Genomic DNA, 22095 nt, shown 5'->3' with positions numbered 1-22095 from the left:
CCGCATTATCTCTTGAGTAACAAAGGCTAAATGTCGCTGCCACCATCGCTATATCGGCAGCTTTTAATCACTTTTAAATAATTACCCAGGGTCATTGTTTGAAATAAACAATTCCCCTTTGGGTGGCGCTTAATCTGCTGAAAAGAAATGGTAAAAACTGCACGCCATTTCTCTGCACTCTGCCGGGAGTAATACACATGAGTAAAATCACTGTCATCTCCAAACTGACGCACGTTGAATCAGTAACAGACGGGTCTCAGGTGACGCTGAATGATTCCTCCATTGTAAAAATCAACGCTGATCGGGCCGACATTCTCGAGTACAACCGCAGCGGGAACGACCTGATCGTTAAGCTGACCGACGGCGAAACCATTACCGTTAAAAACTTCTTCGTCAGCGGCGATAACGGTATCAGCCAACTGGTGCTGGAAGAGGACAACGGTGCGCTGTGGTGGATTGCTGACCCGATGGCAGCAGAGCAATACCAGTCGATAGCCTCCATTGATGCCCTGCTGGCAGGAACCACAACCGCCTCCGCGGGCGAAGCGGCGATCTGGCCGTGGGCACTGGGCGGAGTGGCGGTCGCAGGGGGCATTGCGCTGGCCGCTGGTGGTGGTGGCGGCGGTGGCGGTGGCGGAAGTAATGGCGACGGTGACGGCGGCATTGATAACGGCGGGGGCAGCGATAACGGCGGAGGGAGCGACAATGGCGGGAACCCCACCCTGCCGGGCAGCCCGAACGACACTACCCCGCCGGGCGCACCCGCCAACCTCCGATTCTCAGCAGATGGCACCCAGCTTAGCGGGAGCGCCGAACCCAACAGCACCCTCACCGTTACCGATGCCAACGGCAACGTCATCGGTCGGGGCCAGGCCAACGGCAACGGCGAGTTCACCGTCGATCTCGGCAAGCCTTACACCAACGGGGAAACCCTGACCGTCACGCCAACCGACGGCGCAGGCAACGTCGGCCCGGGCACTCCGGTGACCGCCGCAGATACCACCCCACCCGCAGCGCCAGTTGTCGCCAGCGTGGTCGATGACGTGGGCAACGTAACGGGGTCACTCACCAGCGGCCAGACCACCGATGACGCCCGCCCTACCTTTAACGGCAGCGGTGAACCCGGCACCACCATCACGATTTACGACAACGGCAACGCCATCGGCACCGCGCCGGTCAACAGCGACGGTAGCTGGACCTTCACCCCGGCCAGCGCGCTGGGCGAAGGGGCGCATCAGATCACCCCCCGGGCCACCGACGGCGCGGGCAACACCGGACCGGCCTCCCCGGCCTTCAGCTTTACCGTGGATACCGTCGCGCCGAATGCGCCATCCGGCGTGACGGTGAATGACACCACCGGCACGATACAGGGGGTCATTGCCGCCGGGGAGACCACCGATGCCAACCGCCCTTCCCTGAACGGTAGCGGTGAAGCGGGCAGCACCATCCGGATTTATGATAACGGCCAGCTCGTGGGCGAGACCGTTGTCGGCGCAGACGGCACCTGGAGCTTTACTCCGGAGACACCCCTTGCCGACGGGCCACACTCCCTCACCCTGACGGAAACGGATCTCACGGGCAATACCAGCGCCCCCTCCGAACCGTTTGCTTTTACCATCGACCGCACGCCTCCGGATCAGCCGACCATCAGCCTGATCCCGGGCGGCACCGAGGTCGTCGGTACCGCCGAGCCGGGCAGTAAAATCATCATCACCAACGGTGCCGGGGACGAAATTGGCCGCGGCACTGCCGATGCCAACGGCGACTTCACGATCCCCCTCGACGAGGCGCAAAACGAAGGCGATACCCTCAACGTGGTGGCCTCCGATGCCGCCGGGAACCAGAGCCAGCCCGCCACTGTGGTGGTGGGGGATGTCACCCCGCCTGACGCGCCAACCGATCTGCAGATCTCTGTGAATGGCGCCACTGTTACCGGTAGGGCCGAAGCGGGCAGCACCGTCACCATCCGCGATGGCGACGACGTGATTGGCAGAGGGGTGGCAGACGCTGACGGCAACTTCAATATTCTTCTCAGCACCCCAAGGCTCAACGGTGAAGCGCTGGCGGTTACCGCTACCGATGCCGCGGGCAATACCGGGCCGGAAAGCAGCGTTACCGCCCCGGACGTCACCCCGCCGGAGGCGCCGGTTATCAGCAGCGTGGTTGATGACGTGGATGATGTCACTGGCCTGGTTCTCGAGGGTCAGATCACCAACGACACCCGTCCGGTTATCACCGGCACCGGGGAACCAGGGAGCACCATTTACATCTTAAGCGGCGACGTTGTGGTCGGTTCTGCCGTAGTGAATGCGGACGGCAGCTGGTCAGCGCAAACAGAGCTGGGCGCAGACGGCGGCTACGTCCTGCGGGCAGAAGCAGTGGACAGCGAAGGCAACCGCAGCGTCCCGTCCAACACCTGGAGCATTATTCTCGATGCCACCGCACCGGGTACGCCTGCCATCGTTCAGGTGATCAACGATCTGCCTGACTCTGCTGGCGTGATTAATAACAACAGCGCCACCAACGACAACCGCCCTACCCTCTACGGCACCGGTGAAGCCGGGTCGACCATCACCATTCTGGTGGATGGCGTGGAGGTGGGCACCGCGCTGGTGGGCAGCGGCGGCGAGTGGAACTTCACCCCGGCGACAGCGCTTGAAGATGGGGAGCACGCCATCACGGTGGTGGCGAAAGATGCCGCCGGGAATAACAGCGCCGCCTCCGACGCCTTTACGCTGACCGTTGACACCACCGCGCCCGCCGCCCCGGTCATTACCCGGGTGGCAGATAACACCGGCAGCGTGCAGGGAGATGTGGACAACAACGTGCCCACCGACGAAACCCGTCCGGTGTTCTACGGCACCGGCCCGGCGAACGCGCAGATCGCCCTCTATGAAGGCACCACGCTGCTGGGCACTGCCATCACCAATGCGCAGGGCGAATGGAGCCTGCAAGTGACCGCCCCGCTGGGGAATGGCACTCACACCATTACCGCCACCGTCAGCGATGCGCTGGGCAACACCGCCACCTCTGAGAGCTTTAACCTGGTGGTGGATACCCTCGCGCCGGACACCCCGGCGCTACCGGAGATCACCGTCAATCCTGACGGCGGCGAGGAAGCGATCCTCACCTCCGGCGGCAGCACCCGCGACACCACCCCAACCCTGAGCGGTACCGGTACGGAAGGCGACATCGTCACCATCTACGACGGCACCACCAAAATCGGCGAAACCACCGTCCAGCCAGACGGGAGCTGGAGCTGGACCCCGCCAGAAGCACTGCCTAACGGCACCTACGATCTCAGCCTGACCGTGACCAACAAAGATGGCGCGGGCAACGAGAGCGCCCCGTCGCAGCCGGTGAGCATTACCATCGATACCGACGCGCCGGATCAGCCCGCCGCCCCGGTTATTACCGATAACGTCAGCGAAATTACCGGCCCGGTTGGCAACAACGGCGCCACCAACGATACCCGTCCGGTACTGAGCGGCACGGGCACCCCGGATGACACCATCAGCATCTACGACGAGACCGCCACGGGCAACGTCAAGGTGGGCGAAGTGGTGGTCGACATCAACGGCAACTGGAGCTGGCGACCTGATGACGAGCTGGCCCAGGGGCAGCACAGCTTCACCGTGACCGCCACCGACGAGGCGGGTAACGTCTCGGCGATCTCAAACACCATCACCGTGACCGTCGACAGCGAGGTACCGGCGATCCCGGTTATCAGCAGCGTGGATGATAACCTCCCGGCGGGCGGCAGCAGCAATGACAATACCCCGACCGTCACCGGCACCGGCGAAAACGGCACCACCGTGATCCTTTACAGCAACGGCGTGGAGGTGGGACGCAGCCAGGTCACTGACGGCAGCTGGAGCATCACCACTCCGGAACTGCGAGATGGCCCGACTACCCTGACCGTGGCGGCGGTGGATGCTGCCGGGAACGTCAGCGGCGCGGGCAACGATTTTGCCTTCACCATCGACACCCAACCGCCAGGTAACCCACAGCTGCTTGACATCTCTGACAGCACCTTGGCGGGCGGCCAGCTCTACGCCAACAGCAGCACCCCAACCCTGAGCGGCAGCGGTGAACCGCTCAGCACCATCACCGTGGTTATCGACGGCAACGCCGTGGGCGAGGTGCAGACCGACGCCGGGGGCCAATGGACGCTGCCGCTGCCGGAAGGCACCACGCTGAGCGATGCCAGCCATACCATCACCGTGGTGGCGCGCGACGCGGCGGGTAACACCAGCGAAAGCACGCCGGTTAACCTGATCGTTGATACCCAGGCACCGGGCGTGCCGGTGGTGACCGGGATTGTCTCCGGCGGTACGCCGCTGACCGGTACCGCCGAGGCGGGCGCTACCGTGACGGTACGTGGCCCGGATGAAGTGGTGCTGGGCACCGGCGTCGCCAACGCCCAGGGGCTGTTCTCCATCGCCCTGACCCCGCCGCAAAGCGACGCGGTCACCCTGAGCCTGACCGCCAGCGACGTGGCGGGCAACACCAGCCAGCCGGGCTCGTATGACGTTCCGGCTACGCCAGCGCTGCCGGACGTTCCGGTCATCAACGAGATTGTTGATGACAACGGCACCGGCGGCAACGTTAAAGGCGGCAGCTCTAACGACACCACGCCAACCCTCACCGGCACCGCCATCCCGGGCAGCGAGGTGACAATCTATCTCGACGGCAGCACCACGCCGCTGGGCACCGTCACCGCCGACGTCACCACCGGCGCCTGGTCGTTCCCGATCGAAACCGCCCTGGATGAGGGCAGCCATAGCTTCAGCGTCACCGCCACCGTTGACGGCCAGACCAGTGGCCTGTCGCCGGAGGCGACGGTCAATATCGATATCACCCCGCCGTCCGTCCCGGCGTTCGGTAGCGTGGTGGACGACGTGGGCCCGGTTTCGGGCGCCATCGTCAGCGGCAGACCGACCAACGATGACCTGCCGACCTTTAACGGCACGGCGACGCCGGGCGACGTCATTACCCTCTATGCAGGCGACACCGTGCTCGGTACGGCAACGGTGGGCAACACCGGGGCCTGGAGCATTACCCTTGCCCAGCCGCTGGATGATGACACCTACAGCCTGACCCTTACTGCCACCGATCCGGCGGGCAACGAAAGTCCGCGCTCGGCACCGTTCACGCTGGTGGTGGATACCAGCGCGGGCGAAGTGCTTATCACCGGCGCTAACGACAATGTCGATCCGGTCAGCGGCAACGTAGCTAACGGCGGCAGCACCAACGACAATACTCCTACCCTCTCGGGTACAGCACAGGCGGGCAGCAGCGTGGCGATCTACGATGGCATTACGCTGCTGGGTACCGTCACCGCCAGCGCCACGGGCGCCTGGAGCTTCACCCCCACCCGCGTGCTGGCGGAAGGTCAGCACAGCTTTACCGCAGTCGCTACCGACAGCGCGGGTAACGTCAGCCCGGTATCTGGTACTTACACGCTGTTCGTGGACATGACCCCACCGGCCACCCCGGTGATTGTCAGCATCAATGATAATGTGGAGGGCAGCACCGGCCCGCTGACCAACGGCCAGGTCACCAACGACACCCGCCCGGAACTGACCGGGACCGGCGTGGCGGGCAGCACCGTGCATATTCTGGATAACGGCGTGGAGATCGGCACCGCCTTCGTTAGCGAAAGCGGCAACTGGAGCTTTATCCCTGGAACCGATCTGACGCAGGGCTCGCACGATCTGCGTGTCAGCGCCACCGATGCCGCAGGCAACCTCTCGGGCACCTCGCCAGCCTTTACGCTGAACGTGGATACCACCGCCCCGCTGGCGCCGGTGGTGATCACCGTGGCGGATGCTGTCGGCGCAGAGATCACCACGCTGGAAAGCGGCGATACCACCAACGACACCCGTCCAACCTTTACCGGCAGCGGCGAAGTGGGTGCCACGATCCGTATCCTTGTTGACGATCAGGAGATCGGCACCGCGGTGGTTAACGCCGCAGGCAGCTGGACCTTCTCGCCCGATCAGCCCCTGGAAGAAGGCACCCGCAGCATTCGCTTTACCGCCACTGACGTCGCCGGAAATACCGGGGATGCCAGCGAGCCGTTTGTTCTGACGGTGGACACCCAGGCCCCAACGGCACCGACCCTCACCGCCATCAGCGATAACGTCGGAACGATCCAGAACCCGATCACCACCTCCGGCCAGACCACCGACGACACCACCCCGACCCTGAGCGGCAGGGCTGAAGCCAATGCCACGGTGGATATTTATGACAACGGCGCTCTGATCGATACCGTGCAGGCTAACGAAGCGGGTGACTGGACATACACCCCAGACCAGGCGCTCAACAACGGCAGCCACACCTTTACCACCCGCGCCACCGACGCGGCGGGCAACGTCAGCGAGCTCTCGCCGGGCTTCACCCTGATTGTCGATACCCTTAAACCGGTAGCGCCGGTGATCGCCCTGGCCCAGGATGACGTCGCCCCGGGCACCGGTGCGCTCGCCAGCGGAAGCAGCACCAACGACACTCTCCCGGTGCTCACCGGCACCAGCGAGCCGAATGCCCGGGTGCAGATCTTTGAAGGCGAAACCCTGGTGGGTGAAGGCGTGGCGGATGCGCAAGGAAACTGGACGGCCACGCTCACCGAGCCGCTCAGCGATGCTGAGCACAGCTTCACGGCGGTAGCCATTGATGCCGCGGGCAACGCCAGCGATCCGTCCGCCGCCTTCACCCTGACCGTCGATACCCAGCCGCCAGCAGCGCCGGTGCTGGTTTCGGTCACTGATGATGTCGGCGCCGGAGGCATCCTCGACAACGCCCAGCTGACCAACGATGCGAACCCGACGCTGCGCGGCACCGCAGAGGCGGGTGCCACGGTGAACATTTACGACGGCGCCACCCTGCTGGGCACCGCGCTCGTCGGGGCCGACAACGCCTGGATCTTTACCCCGCAGAGCCCACTGGGCGACGGTCTGCACACCCTGACGGTGACCGCCACCGACGCGGCGGGCAACGTCAGCCCGCCGACCAGCGGATTTGTGATCAACGTGGATACCATCGCGCCGCCAGCGCCTGCCATCGTCTCGGTTGTGGATGACATCGGTTCGGTACAGGGGCCTGTTCTCAACGGCAACCCGACCAACGATACCCGTCCGACCCTCAACGGCACCGCCGAAGCGGGGGCCATCGTGCGTATTTACGACGGCGACACCCTGGTGGGCGAGACGATCGCTAACGCCGAGGGCCAGTGGACCCTGGCGCAGACCACCACCACTCTCAACGACGGGGTGCATAACTTCACCGCCACTGCCACCGACACTGCGGGCAACCTCAGCGCGAGGTCACCGGTCACGTCGATCACCGTTGACACTATCGCCCCGGGCGCGCCGGGCAGCTTCACCGTGCTCAACAACGGCAACACCCTCACCGGCCAGGGCGAAGCGGGCAGCACCATCACCGTGCGCGATGGCGACACGGTGATTGGCACCGGGGTCGTTGACGAGACCGGCAACTTCTCCCTCACCCTCACCACGCCAAAACAGAACGGGGAACTGCTGACGGTGACAGCAACCGACCGGGCCGGGAACACCGGCGCGGAAGGCCAGATCGTCGCCCCGGACACCACGCCGCCTGCCGTTCCGGCGATCACCGACGTGGTGGACAACGTGAGTGCGTATACCGGCACCGTCAACGACGGGCAGACCACCAATGACAACACGCCGCTGGTGCGCGGCACCGGCGTTGCCAACACCACCATCCTGCTCTACAGCGGCACGGATCTGGTTGGCACCACCCAGGTCAGCGCAGAGGGAACCTGGGAGATCCAGCTGACGGCACCGCTGCCTGATGGCGGCCATGTCCTGACCGCGCAGTCGGCGGACGCCGCGGGCAATAACAGCGCGCCGTCCAACAGCTGGAGCATCGTAGTGGATGCCACCGCACCGGACGCGCCGGTTATCACCCAGGCGATCAACGATCTCTCCGGCAGCCCGGTTGCCATCAACAATAACGGCGCCACTAACGACAACCAGCCAACCCTGAGCGGTACCGGGGAGGCGGGCACCACCCTCAGCATTCGGGTGGACGGCGAGGAAGTGGGCACTGTCCAGGTAGGCGCGGGGGGTGAATGGACCTTCACACCGCCGGAGGCGCTCGGCGAAGGACTGCGCGTCATCACCGTGGTGGCGACCGATGCCGCCGGGAACACCGGCGAGTCGTCCGCAGCCTTTAACATCACTATCGATACCGTACCGCCAGCCGCCCCGGTCATCACCCTGGCCGTGGACAACACTGGCAGCGTCACCGGCGACGTGCTCAGCGACCAGCCGACCGATGAAAATCTGCCGCTGATCCGCGGAACGGGCCCGGCGAACGCGCAGATTAACCTCTATGACGGCACCACCCTGCTGGGCACCGCCACCACCAGCGCGACGGGGGCATGGAGCGTACAGCTCACTACGCCGCTGGGGAACGGCACACACGCCCTGACCGCCACGGTGATCGATGCAGCAGGCAACACCGCCACCTCCGACACCTTTAACCTGGTGGTGGATAACGTGCCGCCTGCCACGCCGGAGATTCCGGCTATCACCGTCAACCCGGACGGCAGCGGCGAGACCCCGCTTACCGGTGGGGGCAGCACCCGTGATACCACCCCAACCCTGAGCGGGACCGGGAATGAGGGGGATCTCGTCACCATCTATAACGGTACCACCCCTATCGGTGAAACCACCGTGCAGCCGGACGGGACCTGGACCTGGACGCCGCCTGCGGATCTGCCTAACGGCACCTACGATCTGAGCCTGACCGTGACCAACAGCGACGGCGCGGGCAACGAAAGTGCGCCATCCCAGCCGGTAAGCATCACCATCGATACCGAAGCGCCAGAGACGCCAGCGCTGCCGGTGGTGACGGATAACGTCAGCGATATCACCGGCCCGGTAGCCAACAACGGCGCCACCAACGATACCCGTCCAGTGCTGAGCGGCACAGGCACGCCGGACGACATCATCACCATCTATGACGAGACCCTCAACGGAAACAATCCGGTGGGCGAAGTGGTGGTCGACATCAACGGCAACTGGACGTGGCGTCCGGACCTGCCGCTGACGGAGGGCACCCACAGCTTCACCCTGACCGCCACCGACCCGGCGGGCAACGCATCGCCGGTATCTGGCAGCATGACCGTCACCGTTGACAGCGTCGTGCCAGCGATCCCAACTATCGGCATCGTGGATGACAACGTCGGTCCGGTCATCGGCAACATTGCGGCGGGGGGCAGCAGCAACGACAATACCCCAACCGTCACCGGTACCGGAGAGAACGGCACCACGGTGATTCTCTACAGCAACGGCATTGAGGTGGGACGCGGCCAGGTCACTGACGGCATCTGGACCATCACCACTTCGGAACTGCGAGATGGCCCAACCACCCTGACCGTGGCGGCGGTGGATGCTGCCGGGAACGTCAGCGCGGCGGGGAGCGACTTCGCCTTCACCATTGACACCCTCCCTCCTGCCATCCCGCAGCTGCTGGCGTCTCCGACAGCACCCTGGCGGGCGGCCAGCTCTACGCCAACAGCAGCACCCCGACCCTGAGCGGGACCGGGGAGCCGCTCAGCATCATCACCGTCTCTGTTGACGGACAACCGCTGGGCGAGGTGCAGACCGACGCCCAGGGCCAGTGGACGCTGCCGATCCCCGACGGCACCCCGCTCTCCGATGCCCCGCACACCTTTACCGTGGTGGCGCGGGATGCGGCGGGCAACACCAGCGAAAGCACGCCGGTTAACCTGATCGTTGATACCCAGGCGCCGGGTGCGCCGGTGGTGACCGGGATTGTCTCCGGCGGTACGCCGCTGACCGGTACCGCCGAAGCGGGTTCCATCATCACGGTGACCGGCCCGGGCAACGTGGTGCTGGGCACCGGGGTCACCAACGCCCAGGGGCAGTTCTCCGTCGCCCTGACCCCGCCGCAAAGCGACGCGGTCACCCTGAGCCTGACCGCCAGCGACGTGGCGGGCAACACCAGCCTGCCGGGATCGTATGATGTTCCGGCCACGCCAGCGCTGCCGGACGTGCCGGTTATCGAGGCCATCGTGGATGACAACGGCACCGGCGGCAGCATCAACGTCAAGGGCCTCAGCTCCAACGACGCCACGCCAACCCTTACCGGCACGGCGATCCCGGGCAGCGTGGTGACCGTTTATCTCGACGGCAGCACCACGCCGCTGGGCACCGTCACCGCCGACGCCACCACCGGGGCCTGGTCGTTGCCGGTTGCCACCGCCTTGAGTGAAGGCAGCCACAGCTTCAGCGTCACCGCTACCGTCGACGGCCAGACCAGCGGCCAGTCGCCGGAAGCGACGGTGAATATCGACCTCACCCCGCCTGCGGCACCTGCTCTGGGCACGCTGGTGGATAACGTCGGCACTGTCACCGGTTCAGTAGTTAGCGGTACCCCGACCAACGACAACCAGCCAACCCTGAACGGCACGGCGACTCCGGGGGATGTGATCACCATTTATGCCGGTGATACCGTGCTCGGCACCGTACCGGTGAGCGCAACCGGAGCCTGGAGCTTCACGCCCACCGAGCCGCTGGCGGATGGCACCTATACCCTGCTCCTCACCGCCACCGATCCGGCGGGCAACCAGAGCCAGCCGTCGGCACCGTTCTCGCTGGTGGTGGATACTGTGGTAGCACCACCGGTTATTACCGGAGCGAACGATGACGTCGGGCCGGTGACCGGCAACGTGGTCAGCGGCGGCAGCACCAACGACAACACCCCAACCCTGACGGGCACCGCGGAAGCGGGCAGCAGCGTCGCCCTCGATGAAGGCACCCGCCTGCTCGGCACCGTGGTTGCCAACGGCAGCGGGATCTGGAGCTTCACTCCGACGGTGGTGCTGGCGGAGGGCCAACACAGCTTTACCGCCATCGCCACCGACGTGGCGGGCAACGTCAGCATAGCGTCCGGGGCTTACACTCTGACTGTCGACATGACACCACCGGCGACGCCAGTCCTGGTGAGCGTTAACGATGATGTGGCGGGCAATACCGGCGTGCTGGTCAGCGGCCAGATCACCAACGACGCGCGTCCGGAACTGACCGGGACCGGCGTGGCGGGCAGCACCGTGCGCATTCTGGATAACGGCCAGCAGATCGGCACCGCGCTGGTGGACGACAGCGGCAACTGGCGCTTTACCCCGGACACCGATTTGGCTCAGGGGCCGCACGAGCTGCGCGTCAGCGCCACCGATGCCGCAGGCAACGTCTCGGGTACCTCTCCGGCCTTCTCCCTGAACGTCGACACCGTCGCGCCGCTGGCACCGGTACTGGCAAACGTGGTGGATGACGTCGGGACCCTTACCGGCACGGTAAACAACGGCGGCATCACCAACGATACCCGCCCAACCTTTAACGGCACCGGTGAAGCGGGCTCGATTGTCAGTATCCTTGTGGATGGAGAAGCGGTCGGCACCGCGGTGGTTAACGCCGCGGGGAACTGGACCTTTACCCCTGACACCGACCTCGCCGAGGGGCTGCGCAGCGTCACCTTCACCGCCACCGATCCGGCGGGGAACACCGGTCCTGCAAGCGCAGCCTTTACCCTGACGGTAGACACCACCGCCCCGGCAGCACCGACCATCGTGGCCGCCGCCGATAACGTGGGCAGCATCCAGACGCCGCTCACCGTTTCGGGCCAGGTGACTGACGATCCGACCCCAACCCTGTCCGGCCAGGCGGCCGCCAGCGCCACGGTGACGATCTATGACAACGGCGTGGCCCTTGGCACCGTACAGGCCAGCGCCGCCGGGGAGTGGAGCTTTACCCCGGCCACGGCGCTCGGTAACGGCAGCCACACCTTCACCGCCAGCGCCACCGACGCGGCAGGCAACCTCAGCGAAGCCTCGGCGGGCTTTACGGTGATTGTCGATACCGTCAAACCGCTCGCACCGGTGATCGCCCTGGCCCAGGATGATGTCGGCAGCATAACCGGGGCACTCCCCAGCGGGCAGCGCACCGATGACACCCTGCCGGTGCTCACCGGGACCAGCGAAGCGAACGCCCGGGTGCAGGTGTTTGAAGGCGATATCCTGCTGGGCACCGCCACCGCGGATGCCAGCGGCAACTGGTCGATTGCCCTGACCACGCCGCTCACCAACGACACGCACAACTTCACGGCGGTGGCAACGGATGCGGCGGGTAACGTCAGCGATCCGTCCAACACCTTCAGCCTGACGGTAGATACCCTGCCGCCAGCGGTGCCGGTGCTGGTCTCAGTGGTGGATGATGTCGGCACGGTGACGACCCTTACCAGCGGCCAGCTGACCAACGACGCGAGACCAACCCTCAGCGGCACCGCGGAAGCGGGCGCGACGGTGAGCATCTACGACGGCACCCTGATGCTCGGCAGCGTGGTGGCCGATGCCAACAGCGCCTGGAGCTTTACTCCGACTACCCCGCTGGCGGATGGCCTGCACACCCTGACGGTGACCGCCACCGACGCGGTGGGCAACGTCAGCCTGCCGACCGCGGGCTTTACCGTGAATGTCGATGCCACCGCCCCGGCTGCGCCTGTCATCACCTCGGTGGTGGATGACGTCGGCTCGATCCAGGGCCCGGTGATCAACGGCAATCCGACCAACGACAACCGTCCAACCCTCAACGGCACCGCCGAAGCGGGCGCAATAGTGCGCATCTACGACGGCACCACGCTGGTAGGCGAGGTAACGGCCAACGCCCAGGGCCAGTGGACGCTGGCGCAGACCACCACCGCCCTCACCAACGGGGTGCATAACTTAACCGCCACCGCCACCGATGCGGCGGGCAACCTCAGCGCAGCGTCGCCGGTCACCGCCATCACCGTCGACACCATCGCTCCGGGGGCACCGGGCGGCTTGACTGTACTGGAGAGCGGGGGCCGGATTAACGGCACCGCCGAGGCGGGCAGCACCGTCACCATTCTCGGCACCGACAACGTGACCGTGCTGGGCACCGGCGTCGCCGACGCGTCCGGGCGCTTCAGCATCGCGCTCTCCACGCCGCAGGTGAATGCCGAGCTGCTGCACCTCTTCGCCACCGACCGGGCCGGTAACGTGGGGCAGACGGTGGATCTGCGGGTGCCGTACTCGGTGATCCCGAATCCGCCGGCCATCACCAGCGTCAACGACAACGTGGGCAGCATCATTGGTAATCTGATCAACGGACAGAGCACCGACGATACCACCCCAACGCTGACCGGGACCGCGCAGCCGCTCTCCACCATTACCCTTTATGACAACAATGTGTTGTTAGCCACGGTGACCACCAACAGCGCCGGGGTCTGGACATACACCCCAACCGTGCCGCTGGGTAATGGCCCTCACGCCTTTACCGCCACCGCAGGCAATGCGGCTGGCACCAGCGCGGTAACGCCGCTGAGCTCGATTGTCGTGGATACCGTCGCCCCGGGCACGCCGCAGGGGACCTTTAACGCCGACGGCAGCGTTCTGAGCGGAACCGCCGAAGCGGGGAGCACCATCACCCTGCTGCTGAGCGATAACAGCGTGGTGACCACCACCGCTAATGCCCAGGGCAACTGGAGCTACACCTTCCTCGACAGGCAGTCCGAAGGGGAGCGGATCACGCTTTCCGCCACCGATGCGGCGGGCAACACCTCCGCCACCGGCACGGTGATTGCGCCAAACCTGCCGCTGTCCGCGAGTGACAACGTGGTGGGGCTGGCCCTGACCACCAACGCCACCACCAGCACCGCCCAGTACAGCGACTACGGCGTGCAGCTGGTGGGCGGCGTCGGCAACGTGCTGTCACTGCTGGGAGAGAACTCCGCCCAGGTGACTTTCACCGTACCGACCGGCGGTAGCGCAGATATGGAGATCAACGCCAGCGCCACGGGCATCGTGCTCTCCCTGCTCAACACCCTGGAGATCATTGTGCAGCGCTGGAACGGCAGCTCCTGGACCACCGAAGTGGATACTGGCCTGCCGCAGTTCGCCAACCTGCTGACCCTGGGTGCCAGCGGCGTGACCCTGAACCTGGCCGGTCTGCCGGGCGGGCAGTATCGCGTGCTGAGCTACAACACCAACCTGCTGGCGACCGGGTCGTACACCAGCCTGGACGTGGACGTCACCCAGACCACGGCAGGTACCCTGTCCGGCACGCTGGTGCAAAACGGTAACGTCATCACCGATATCGATCCGGTGAGCGGCAGCGACAGCGCGCCAAACGGCACGGTGGTGACCAGCGTGACCAACGCCAACGGCGTCACCGTCAACGTGGCGGCGGGTGCGGCGGGCACCACCATCAACGGGCTGTACGGCACCCTGACCCTGCACACCGACGGGAGCTACACCTACACCCTGACCAATACCAGCGCCTCGGTGCTGGGCCGGACCGACACCTTCACCTATAACATCGCCGGAAAAGGGGCCACGGACGACGCCCGCCTGGTGATCACCCTGGGTGAGAACACGGTGCGCAACAGCGTGACGGCGGTGGACGACACCGCCTCCCTGACCTTCGGCACGCAGGTACAGGCCATCGACTACGGCCCGTCAAGCCAGGGCGGCTTTACCGTGGTGGGGGTTAACCTCGGCAACGTGCTGAACCTCAACCTGCTGGACGATCGTAGCGAGACCATGAAGTACAGCGTGGCGGAGGGCACCACCCGCACCATGACCATCCAGAGTAGCGTCGGCGGGGTGGCCCTGGCCTCGGTGTTTGACCTCTATATCTATAAGTTCAACCCGGCAACCCAGAGCTACGAGCGGGTACGCACCGAGGCAGGCTGGCTGCGCGCGCCGCTGCTGGGCGGCACCTCGGCACCGCTGACCCTGACCCTGCCGGCAGGGGATTACATCTTCCTGATGAACACCGTCTCGGGGATCACCGCCCTGACCGGCTACCGTCTGAACGTGCTTGAGGACCACGTTTATGCCGTCACCAGCACTACCGCCAGCACCACCGGCGACGTGCTGCAAAGTGACATCGCGCCTGCGGGCACGCTCGTCACCCAGGTGAACGGCGTTAACGTGAACGCCACCGGCACCACCCGCATCGAGGGAGAGTACGGCACGCTGCTGATCGACGCCCAGGGCAAATATACCTACACCCTGCGCGCCGGAGTGGGCGCCGACCAAATCAGCACCCCGGACAGCTTCATCTACACCGTGACGGCACCGAATGGCGATAAGGACACCGCCTCGCTGAACATCACCCCGACACCGGTGGCGCTGGATGCGGTGAACGACGTCAGCCGCGAGCTGGTGGTGGATACTACCCCGCAGGTGGCCGCCTACCGCGATGACACGGTGGGTAACGCGACGTGGAACGCCGCCCTGCTGGCATCCACCACTGGCCGGGGCAGCGGCACGTTTGTGGTGGACGCCAACACCGCCCTGCATGACATCGTGCTCCACTTTAACGTCGCCTCCCTGCTTTCGCTGGGCGGACTGAACGTAAACTGGACCATTACCGGGGGAGGGGTTACCCGAAGCGGTTCATTCAATGGCGGCCTGCTGCTGGGTGGCGTGGCGACCATTAACGTCACCGGTCTGGATCTGGACGCCGGAACCTACACCCTGAGCTATACCGGCTCCATGGGGCCGCTGGGGTTAGGCCAGATCTCCATCACGCCTTATGTCACCGGTACCACCGTCTACCTGAACAATGAGCTCACCACTGCGGGCCACACCGTCACAGGCAATATCTTCGACGGCACGGATTCCGGCGGCGTGCTGGATCAGCTGCACTCGGTGGACAGCCGTCTGAGCATTACCGGCTATAACGGCACCACCACTATCCTTGATCCGTACACCACGGCCAACGCCACCGCCAACATTCAGGGGCATTACGGCGTGCTGAACATCGGAGTGGATGGTCACTACACCTACACCCTGAACAGCGGCGTCTCGCTGGCCTCAATGACCACGAAGGAGACCTTTACCTACAAACTGACCGGCGATAACGGCACGACCGACACCGCCACCCTCACCATCAACATGGCACCGAAGTTCGTCAGCACGGAGCATAACGATACCTTCACCGGTAGCGCCTATGGCGACACGCTGATTTACGAAGTGCTGAACAACACGGCGGGGAACGGGACGGCAGGCAACGGCGGTAACGACCACTGGACCAACTTCTCACTGGCGCAGGGAGACAAGATCGATATCAGCGATCTGCTGGTGGGCTGGAACGGAAGTAGCGCGACGCTCGGTAACTATTTGCACGTCACAAATAGCAATGGCAATACCGTGATCTCCGTCGACCGAGACGGAGCGGCAAATATTTACACGAATACTACACTGGTAACACTGGATAACGTTCAGACAACTTATGAGGAGCTGGTTAACCAGAATCACATCATCACCGGTTAGCGCTAATAACAAGACCCGGGCGCTCGTCGCCCGGGCTTAACATTATAAAGTTGTTCAGTTTTTTTAGGGATAATGCCATGAACAAAGTACCTTGCTGGTGGCTTGGGTGCTGCCTGTTGTCTGCACAGGTCCTTGCCGCCGATTCGCCTGCGGTAATCAGTTTTGGACAATTAAATGAAAATCAGGCGCTGCCCGCTCTGGATGGACGGGTCGCCCTGCCCACCCGTCAGGCCGCCCCCGGTACCTTAACCCTCGGCGATGCGGTGACCCGCGCCGTCAACTGGCATCCCACCATTCGCGAAGCGGTGGGCAAACTTTACGAACAGATCCAGCAGGTCGATGTCGCTAAATCGAAATACTATCCGCAAATCAGCGCCGGGATAGACAACGGCTACAGCAACAACTCCAGCGATACCGGCTTTACCCCCTCGGTGGTGGTCTCCCTCTCCCAGATGCTCTATGACTTTGGCAAGGTGGCAAGCCAGGTGCGCGCCGAAGACGCGGGCGTGGTGCAACAGCAGGCCAACGTGCTGTTGAGCATCGACACTATCGCCCGGGATACCGCCATCGCGCTGGTGCAGGTGCAGATGTGGCAGCAGATGGTGGAGACCGCCGAAGAGCAGCTTGAGGCGCTCGGCGCCATTGGCAAGCTGACGCGCCAGCGTAACGACGAAGGGGCCACCTCGCTCTCGGACGTGGTGCAGACCGACGCCCGTATCGAAGGGGCGCGTTCGCAGCTGATGCAGTATCAGGCCAACCTCGACAGCGCCCGCGCCACGCTGATGAGCAACCTCGGCTGGAGCAATCTGAACGCGGTCAGCAACGCCTTCCCGGAAAAACTCGCCCGCAGCTGCGACATCAACGAGCCGGATGACCGGCTGGTGCCCGCGGTGCTGGCTTCCTGGGCGCAGGCTAACGTGGCGCAGGCGAACCTCGATTACGCCAATGCGCAGATGACCCCTACCGTCTCGCTGGAGCCGCAGGTGCGTCACTACATGAACAACCGCTACCCCGGCCACGATACGCTGGACAAAACCCAGTACAACGTCTCGGTGAACGTCGAGATGCCCATCTACCAGGGCGGCGGGCTGAGCGCCCGGCGCAACGCCGCCAGCCACGCGGTGGAAGCGGCGCAGTCCAATATTCAGCGCACCCGGCTGGACGTGCGGCAAAAGCTGCTGGAGTCCAAAAGCCAGGTAATGAGCCTGATGAGCACCCTGCAGATCCAGTCCCGCCAGGAGACGCTCAGCCAGCGTACCCGCGAACTCTATCAGCAGCAGTATCTGGATCTGGGCTCCCGTCCCCTGCTGGACGTGCTGAACGCCGAGCAGGAGGTCTTTCAGACCCGCTTTACCCAGTGGCAAACCGCCGGGCAGCTTCGCCAGTTGCAAATCAACTGCCTCTATAACACCGGGCGGATGCGCAATGCCTTCGGCCTTGAAAACCACACCATTCAGTCAGTGGAGATCCAACCATGATCCGAGACGATATCCTTTATGAGGAGACACTGACGCAAGAGGCGCTGGAGCACTGGGCGCAGGCGTTTGGCTACGTCGCCACCCGCTACCGGGTGGCCTGCTCCCCCGGCGCGCTGGTGGCGGGCGCACCCTGGCTACAGGGTAAAAGCAAAATTCCGGCGCTGACCGGGCTTGCCCGCGAAGCGGGCCTCTCCTTTCAGCTACTCACCAACGGCCAGGAGTCCATCAACAGCTGGCGCCTGCCGGTGGTGGTGGAGCTTAACGACGGCAAGATTGGGGTGATTGAGCACTTTGACGGCGAGGATCTGCTGGATGTCTGCTTCTTTGACGGCAAGGCGCAGACCAACCGCATCTCGCTGGCGAAGATGCTCCCGGCCATTCGCCAGGTGGTGGCCCTACGCCCGCTGGCGGCGCTGAAAGACAGCCGCGTGGATGCCTATATCTCCAAATACCGCCCGGACTGGCTCTATCGGCTGGTGATGCGCGACCTGCGGCCTTATACCTACGTGATGCTGGCGGCGCTGTTCATCAACCTGCTGTCGCTGGCGGGCATTCTCTTTTCAATGCAGGTCTATGACCGGGTGATCCCCGCCCAGTCCTACCCCACCCTTTATGTGCTGACCATCGGGGTACTGATTGCCACCCTGTTCGGCTTTATCCTGCGTATCGCCCGGTCTCACATTATGGATCTGCTCGGCAAACGGGCCGACATGCGCGTCTCGGACCGAGTGTTTGGCCACGCCCTGCGCCTGCGCAACAGCGCGGTGCCCCGCTCCACCGGCAGCTTTATCTCCCAGCTGCGCGAGCTGGAGCAGATCCGCGAGATGGTCACCTCCTCCACCATCTCTACCATCGTCGACCTGCCCTTCTTCTTCCTGTTTGTGGTGGTGCTGGCGATCATCGCCCCGTCACTCGCCTGGATCGCCCCGGTCGCGGCGGTGGTGATGGTGCTACCGGGCCTGCTGCTGCAGAAAAAGCTGGCGGCGCTGGCGAAGCAGTCGGCCCACGAGGCGACCCTGCGTAACGCCGTGCTGGTGGAGAGCGTGCAGGGGCTGGAGGACATCAAGCTGATGCAGGCGGAGAACCGCTTCCTGCAACAGTGGAACAGCTACATTCAGATCACCGCCGAGTCGGGCCTTAAGACCCGGGAGCTGACCCAGGGCCTGATCAGCTGGGGGATGACCATTCAGAGCCTGGTCTACACCGCGGTGATTGTGGTGGGTGCGCCGATGGTGATCGAAGGCGAAATGACCACCGGTGCGGTGGTGGCCGCCTCGATGCTGGCCTCGCGGATGATCGCCCCGATGGCGACCCTGTGCGGCGTGCTGGCCCGCTGGCAGCAGGTGAAGGCGGCCAAAGAGGGGCTGGACAACATTATGCAACTCCCGACCGAGAACCAGCGTGAAGAGACGCCTATCCGCCAGGATGTGCTGCGTGGACACTACCTCTTCGAGCAGGCGCAGTTCGCCTACGGGGGCGATGCGCAGAACCCGGCGCTGCGCATCAACCGGCTGGAGATTAAACCCGGCGAGCATGTGGCGGTGCTGGGGCGTAACGGCGCGGGCAAATCGACCCTGCTGCAGGCGATGGTGGGCAGCATGGATCTGGTGGGCGGCGAGCTGCGGCTCGACAACCTCAGCCTGCCCCATCTCGACATGGCGGATGTGCGCCGCAACGTCGGCCTGATGAGCCAGAACGCGCGGCTGTTTTACGGCACCCTGCGGGAGAACATCACCCTCGGGATGCCGCGGGCTACCGACGAGGAGATCTTTGCCGTGCTGGAGATGTGCGGCGCGGCCAGCTTTGTGCAGAAGCTGGCGAAGGGGCTGGATCACCCGATTATGGAAAACGGCGTCGGGCTCTCCGGCGGCCAGCGCCAGTCAATTTTGCTGGCGCGTATGTTCCTGCGCGATCCCAACGTCGTCCTGCTGGATGAACCCACCGCCTCGCTGGATGAGCACACCGAGCGCGAATTTATCCAGCGTCTGGGCCAGTGGCTCGGCCACCGCACGCTGATTGTCGCCACCCACCGCGTACCGATGCTGGAGCTGGTGGAGCGCGTGGTGGTGCTGAAAGAGGGCATGCTGGTGATGGACGCGCCGAAAGCGCAGGCGCTGAGCAACAGCCGGATGCAGCAACCGCAGCAGGCAAATGGCCGGGAGTGGAAAAATGAAAATCAATCAGCGTGACGTTGCGGCGATGGATGACCTGGATAACGCCCTCGGCTCCGAGAGCGGCTATACCGGGGCGAGAAGCATTGTGTTATTCAGCCTGCTGCTGTTTGTCGCTGCCGGGGTGTGGGCGTGGTTCAGCATTCTCGATGAGGTCTCCACCGGCACCGGGAAAGTGATCCCCAGCTCCCGGGAGCAGGTGTTGCAGTCTCTCGACGGCGGGATCCTCGCCGAGCTGAAAGTTCACGAAGGGGATCAGGTGCAGGCCGGCCAGGTGCTGGCGCGCCTCGACCCGACCCGTTCTGAATCCAACGTCGGTGAAAGTGCCGCCCGCTACCGCGCGTCGCTGGCCTCCAGCGCCCGTCTGCGTGCAGAGGTGAACGATCTGCCCCTCACCTTTCCGCCGGAGCTGGCGAAATGGACCGACCTGATCGCCGCCGAAACCCGGCTCTACAACTCCCGCCGCGAGCAGCTGGAAGACTCCCGGCGCGAGCTGCGCCAGGCGCTGGATCTGGTGAATAAGGAGCTTGCGATCACCCAGCGGCTGGTGAAAACCGGCGCCGCCAGCCACGTCGAGGCGCTGCGCCTGCAACGCCAGAAGAGCGATCTTGAGCTGAAGCTCACCGACCTGCGCTCGCAGTACTATGTTCAGGCCCGGGAGGCGCTCTCTAAATCGAACGCCGAAGTGGATATGCTCACGGCGGTGCTGAAAGGACGTGAAGACTCGGTGACCCGCCTGACGATGACCTCGCCGGTGCGCGGCATTGTGAAGAACATCAAGGTGACCACCATCGGCGGCGTTATTCCCCCGAACGGCGAAGTGATGGAGATTGTGCCGGTGGACGATCACCTGCTGATTGAAACCCGCCTGTCGCCGCGCGATATCGCCTTTATCCACCCCGGCCAGAAGGCGCTGGTGAAGATCACCGCCTACGATTACGCCATCTACGGCGGGCTGGATGGCGTGGTGGAGACCATCTCCCCGGACACCATTCAGGATGAAGCCAAACCGGAAGTGTTTTACTACCGGGTGTTTATCCGCACCAGCCAGGATTACCTGGTGAACAAAGCGGGCAGGCACTTCTCGATTGTGCCGGGGATGATTGCCACGGTGGATATCAAGACCGGCGAGAAATCGGTGATGGATTATATGATCAAGCCGTTTAACCGGGCGAAAGAGGCGCTAAGGGAGCGATAGCAAGAGCGCCGGGTGGCGGCTGCGCCTTACCCGGCTTAAAACGGCTCTCCAGCAGAGGTTCGGCGAGCCGCTGTAAATTACGGTTCGGCTATGTTCGCCAGGATGGATCTGTCTGCTCGATCAGTCGCGTAAGCGCTTTGAAAACATCTTGTCCTGCGCCAAATCGAGGATCGAACTGTAGCGAATCCTGGGTGCATTTGCGTTGGATATCTTCAGGTATCTCCAGTACCGGCCCCATCGACATTGAGGCGACCTGGATTTCACATGCCCGATTCAGGAGCCATAAATTCGCGAAAGCCTGAGGTAAATTGTGTCCCCAGGCCAGCAGACCGTGGTTTCGCAGGATAATACAGGGACGGTCGCCAATACTTCTGAGCAAGCGGGGCCCTTCGTCAGCATGTACCGTAATGCCTTCAAAATCATGATATGCCACTTTTTCATAAAGCTGTGCCGAGTAAAAGTTGCTCATTGAAAGACCTCCTGCGGAACATGCCACTGCCATGCCTGCGGTGGTATGGGTGTGCATAACGCAGTGAGCTTCCGGGATACTGTCATGTATGGCGCCATGAATGGTAAAGCCGGCTGGATTGATGGGCCAGTCGCTGTGTCCGATGATGTTGCCTTTATTATCAATTTTCACCAACGACGAAGCCGTCACCTCTGAATACATCAGACCAAAGGGGTTAATAAGAAAATGTTTCTCAGGCCCCGGCAAGCGTAAGGTGATGTGGTTGTAAATCAGCTCGTTCCAGCCAAGGTGAGCAAAGATACGATAACAGGCTGCAAGATCGACCCTTGCCGCCCACTCTTCCGGACTGTAGCCAGCGGGAATGTCATTACGGGAATCAGGATAAGAATGGGTTAATGTTATGGTCATGATGA

Annotated in this window: 6 protein-coding genes; 5 read left to right on the top strand and 1 reads right to left on the bottom strand. The window is 63.8% G+C overall.

Annotated elements, in window-relative coordinates; translation table 11 throughout:
• The first annotated feature begins 197 nt into the window (after positions 1-197).
• The 5 genes from DVA44_RS25915 to DVA44_RS05500 all read left to right on the top strand — a co-directional run bounded on the left by DVA44_RS25915 (position 198) and on the right by DVA44_RS05500 (position 21213).
• A complete protein-coding gene (locus tag DVA44_RS25915; RefSeq protein WP_114385921.1) occupies positions 198-9581 on the top strand; it encodes an Ig-like domain-containing protein in 9384 nt (3127 codons plus the stop codon).
• Positions 9536-16366, top strand: coding sequence for a BapA/Bap/LapF family large adhesin (locus DVA44_RS05515; RefSeq protein WP_114385920.1), 6831 nt, complete (start codon positions 9536-9538; stop codon positions 16364-16366). Before DVA44_RS25915 ends, DVA44_RS05515 begins: the two co-directional genes overlap by 46 nt.
• A 77-nt stretch (positions 16367-16443) precedes the next feature.
• A complete protein-coding gene (locus tag DVA44_RS05510; protein WP_114316975.1) occupies positions 16444-17844 on the top strand; it encodes a TolC family outer membrane protein in 1401 nt (466 codons plus the stop codon).
• Positions 17841-20033 (top strand): type I secretion system permease/ATPase, encoded by a 2193-nt coding sequence (locus DVA44_RS05505; RefSeq protein ID WP_114316974.1) that lies wholly within the window; start codon positions 17841-17843, stop codon positions 20031-20033. The genes DVA44_RS05510 and DVA44_RS05505 overlap by 4 nt, the downstream gene beginning before the upstream one ends.
• 10 nt (positions 20034-20043) lie before the next feature.
• Positions 20044-21213 (top strand): HlyD family type I secretion periplasmic adaptor subunit, encoded by a 1170-nt coding sequence (locus DVA44_RS05500; protein WP_114388374.1) that lies wholly within the window; start codon positions 20044-20046, stop codon positions 21211-21213.
• A gap of 88 nt (positions 21214-21301) precedes the next feature.
• On the opposite strand, the gene DVA44_RS05495 is transcribed toward DVA44_RS05500, so the two are convergent.
• Complete coding sequence (locus DVA44_RS05495) at positions 21302-22090, bottom strand: class II aldolase/adducin family protein (protein WP_114316973.1); 789 nt, start codon at positions 22088-22090, stop codon at positions 21302-21304.
• Positions 22091-22095: the final 5 nt, after the last annotated feature.

Source organism: Leclercia sp. W17 (assembly GCF_003336325.1).
Classification (GTDB): Bacteria; Pseudomonadota; Gammaproteobacteria; order Enterobacterales; family Enterobacteriaceae; genus Enterobacter.
The sequence above is the reverse complement of the archived record's forward strand: the minus strand, read 5'-3'. Positions and strand labels throughout refer to the sequence as shown.

What these genes read in the sequence shown, in the direction of transcription:
- DVA44_RS25915 (WP_114385921.1), top strand. Translation starts at nt 198, where the DNA reads ATGAGTAAAATCACTGTCATCTCCAAACTGACGCACGTTGAATCAGTA.
- DVA44_RS05510 (WP_114316975.1), top strand. Translation starts at nt 16,444, where the DNA reads ATGAACAAAGTACCTTGCTGGTGGCTTGGGTGCTGCCTGTTGTCTGCA.
- DVA44_RS05505 (WP_114316974.1), top strand. Translation starts at nt 17,841, where the DNA reads ATGATCCGAGACGATATCCTTTATGAGGAGACACTGACGCAAGAGGCG.
- DVA44_RS05500 (WP_114388374.1), top strand. Translation starts at nt 20,044, where the DNA reads ATGGATGACCTGGATAACGCCCTCGGCTCCGAGAGCGGCTATACCGGG.
- DVA44_RS05495 (WP_114316973.1), bottom strand. Translation starts at nt 22,090, where the DNA reads ATGACCATAACATTAACCCATTCTTATCCTGATTCCCGTAATGACATT.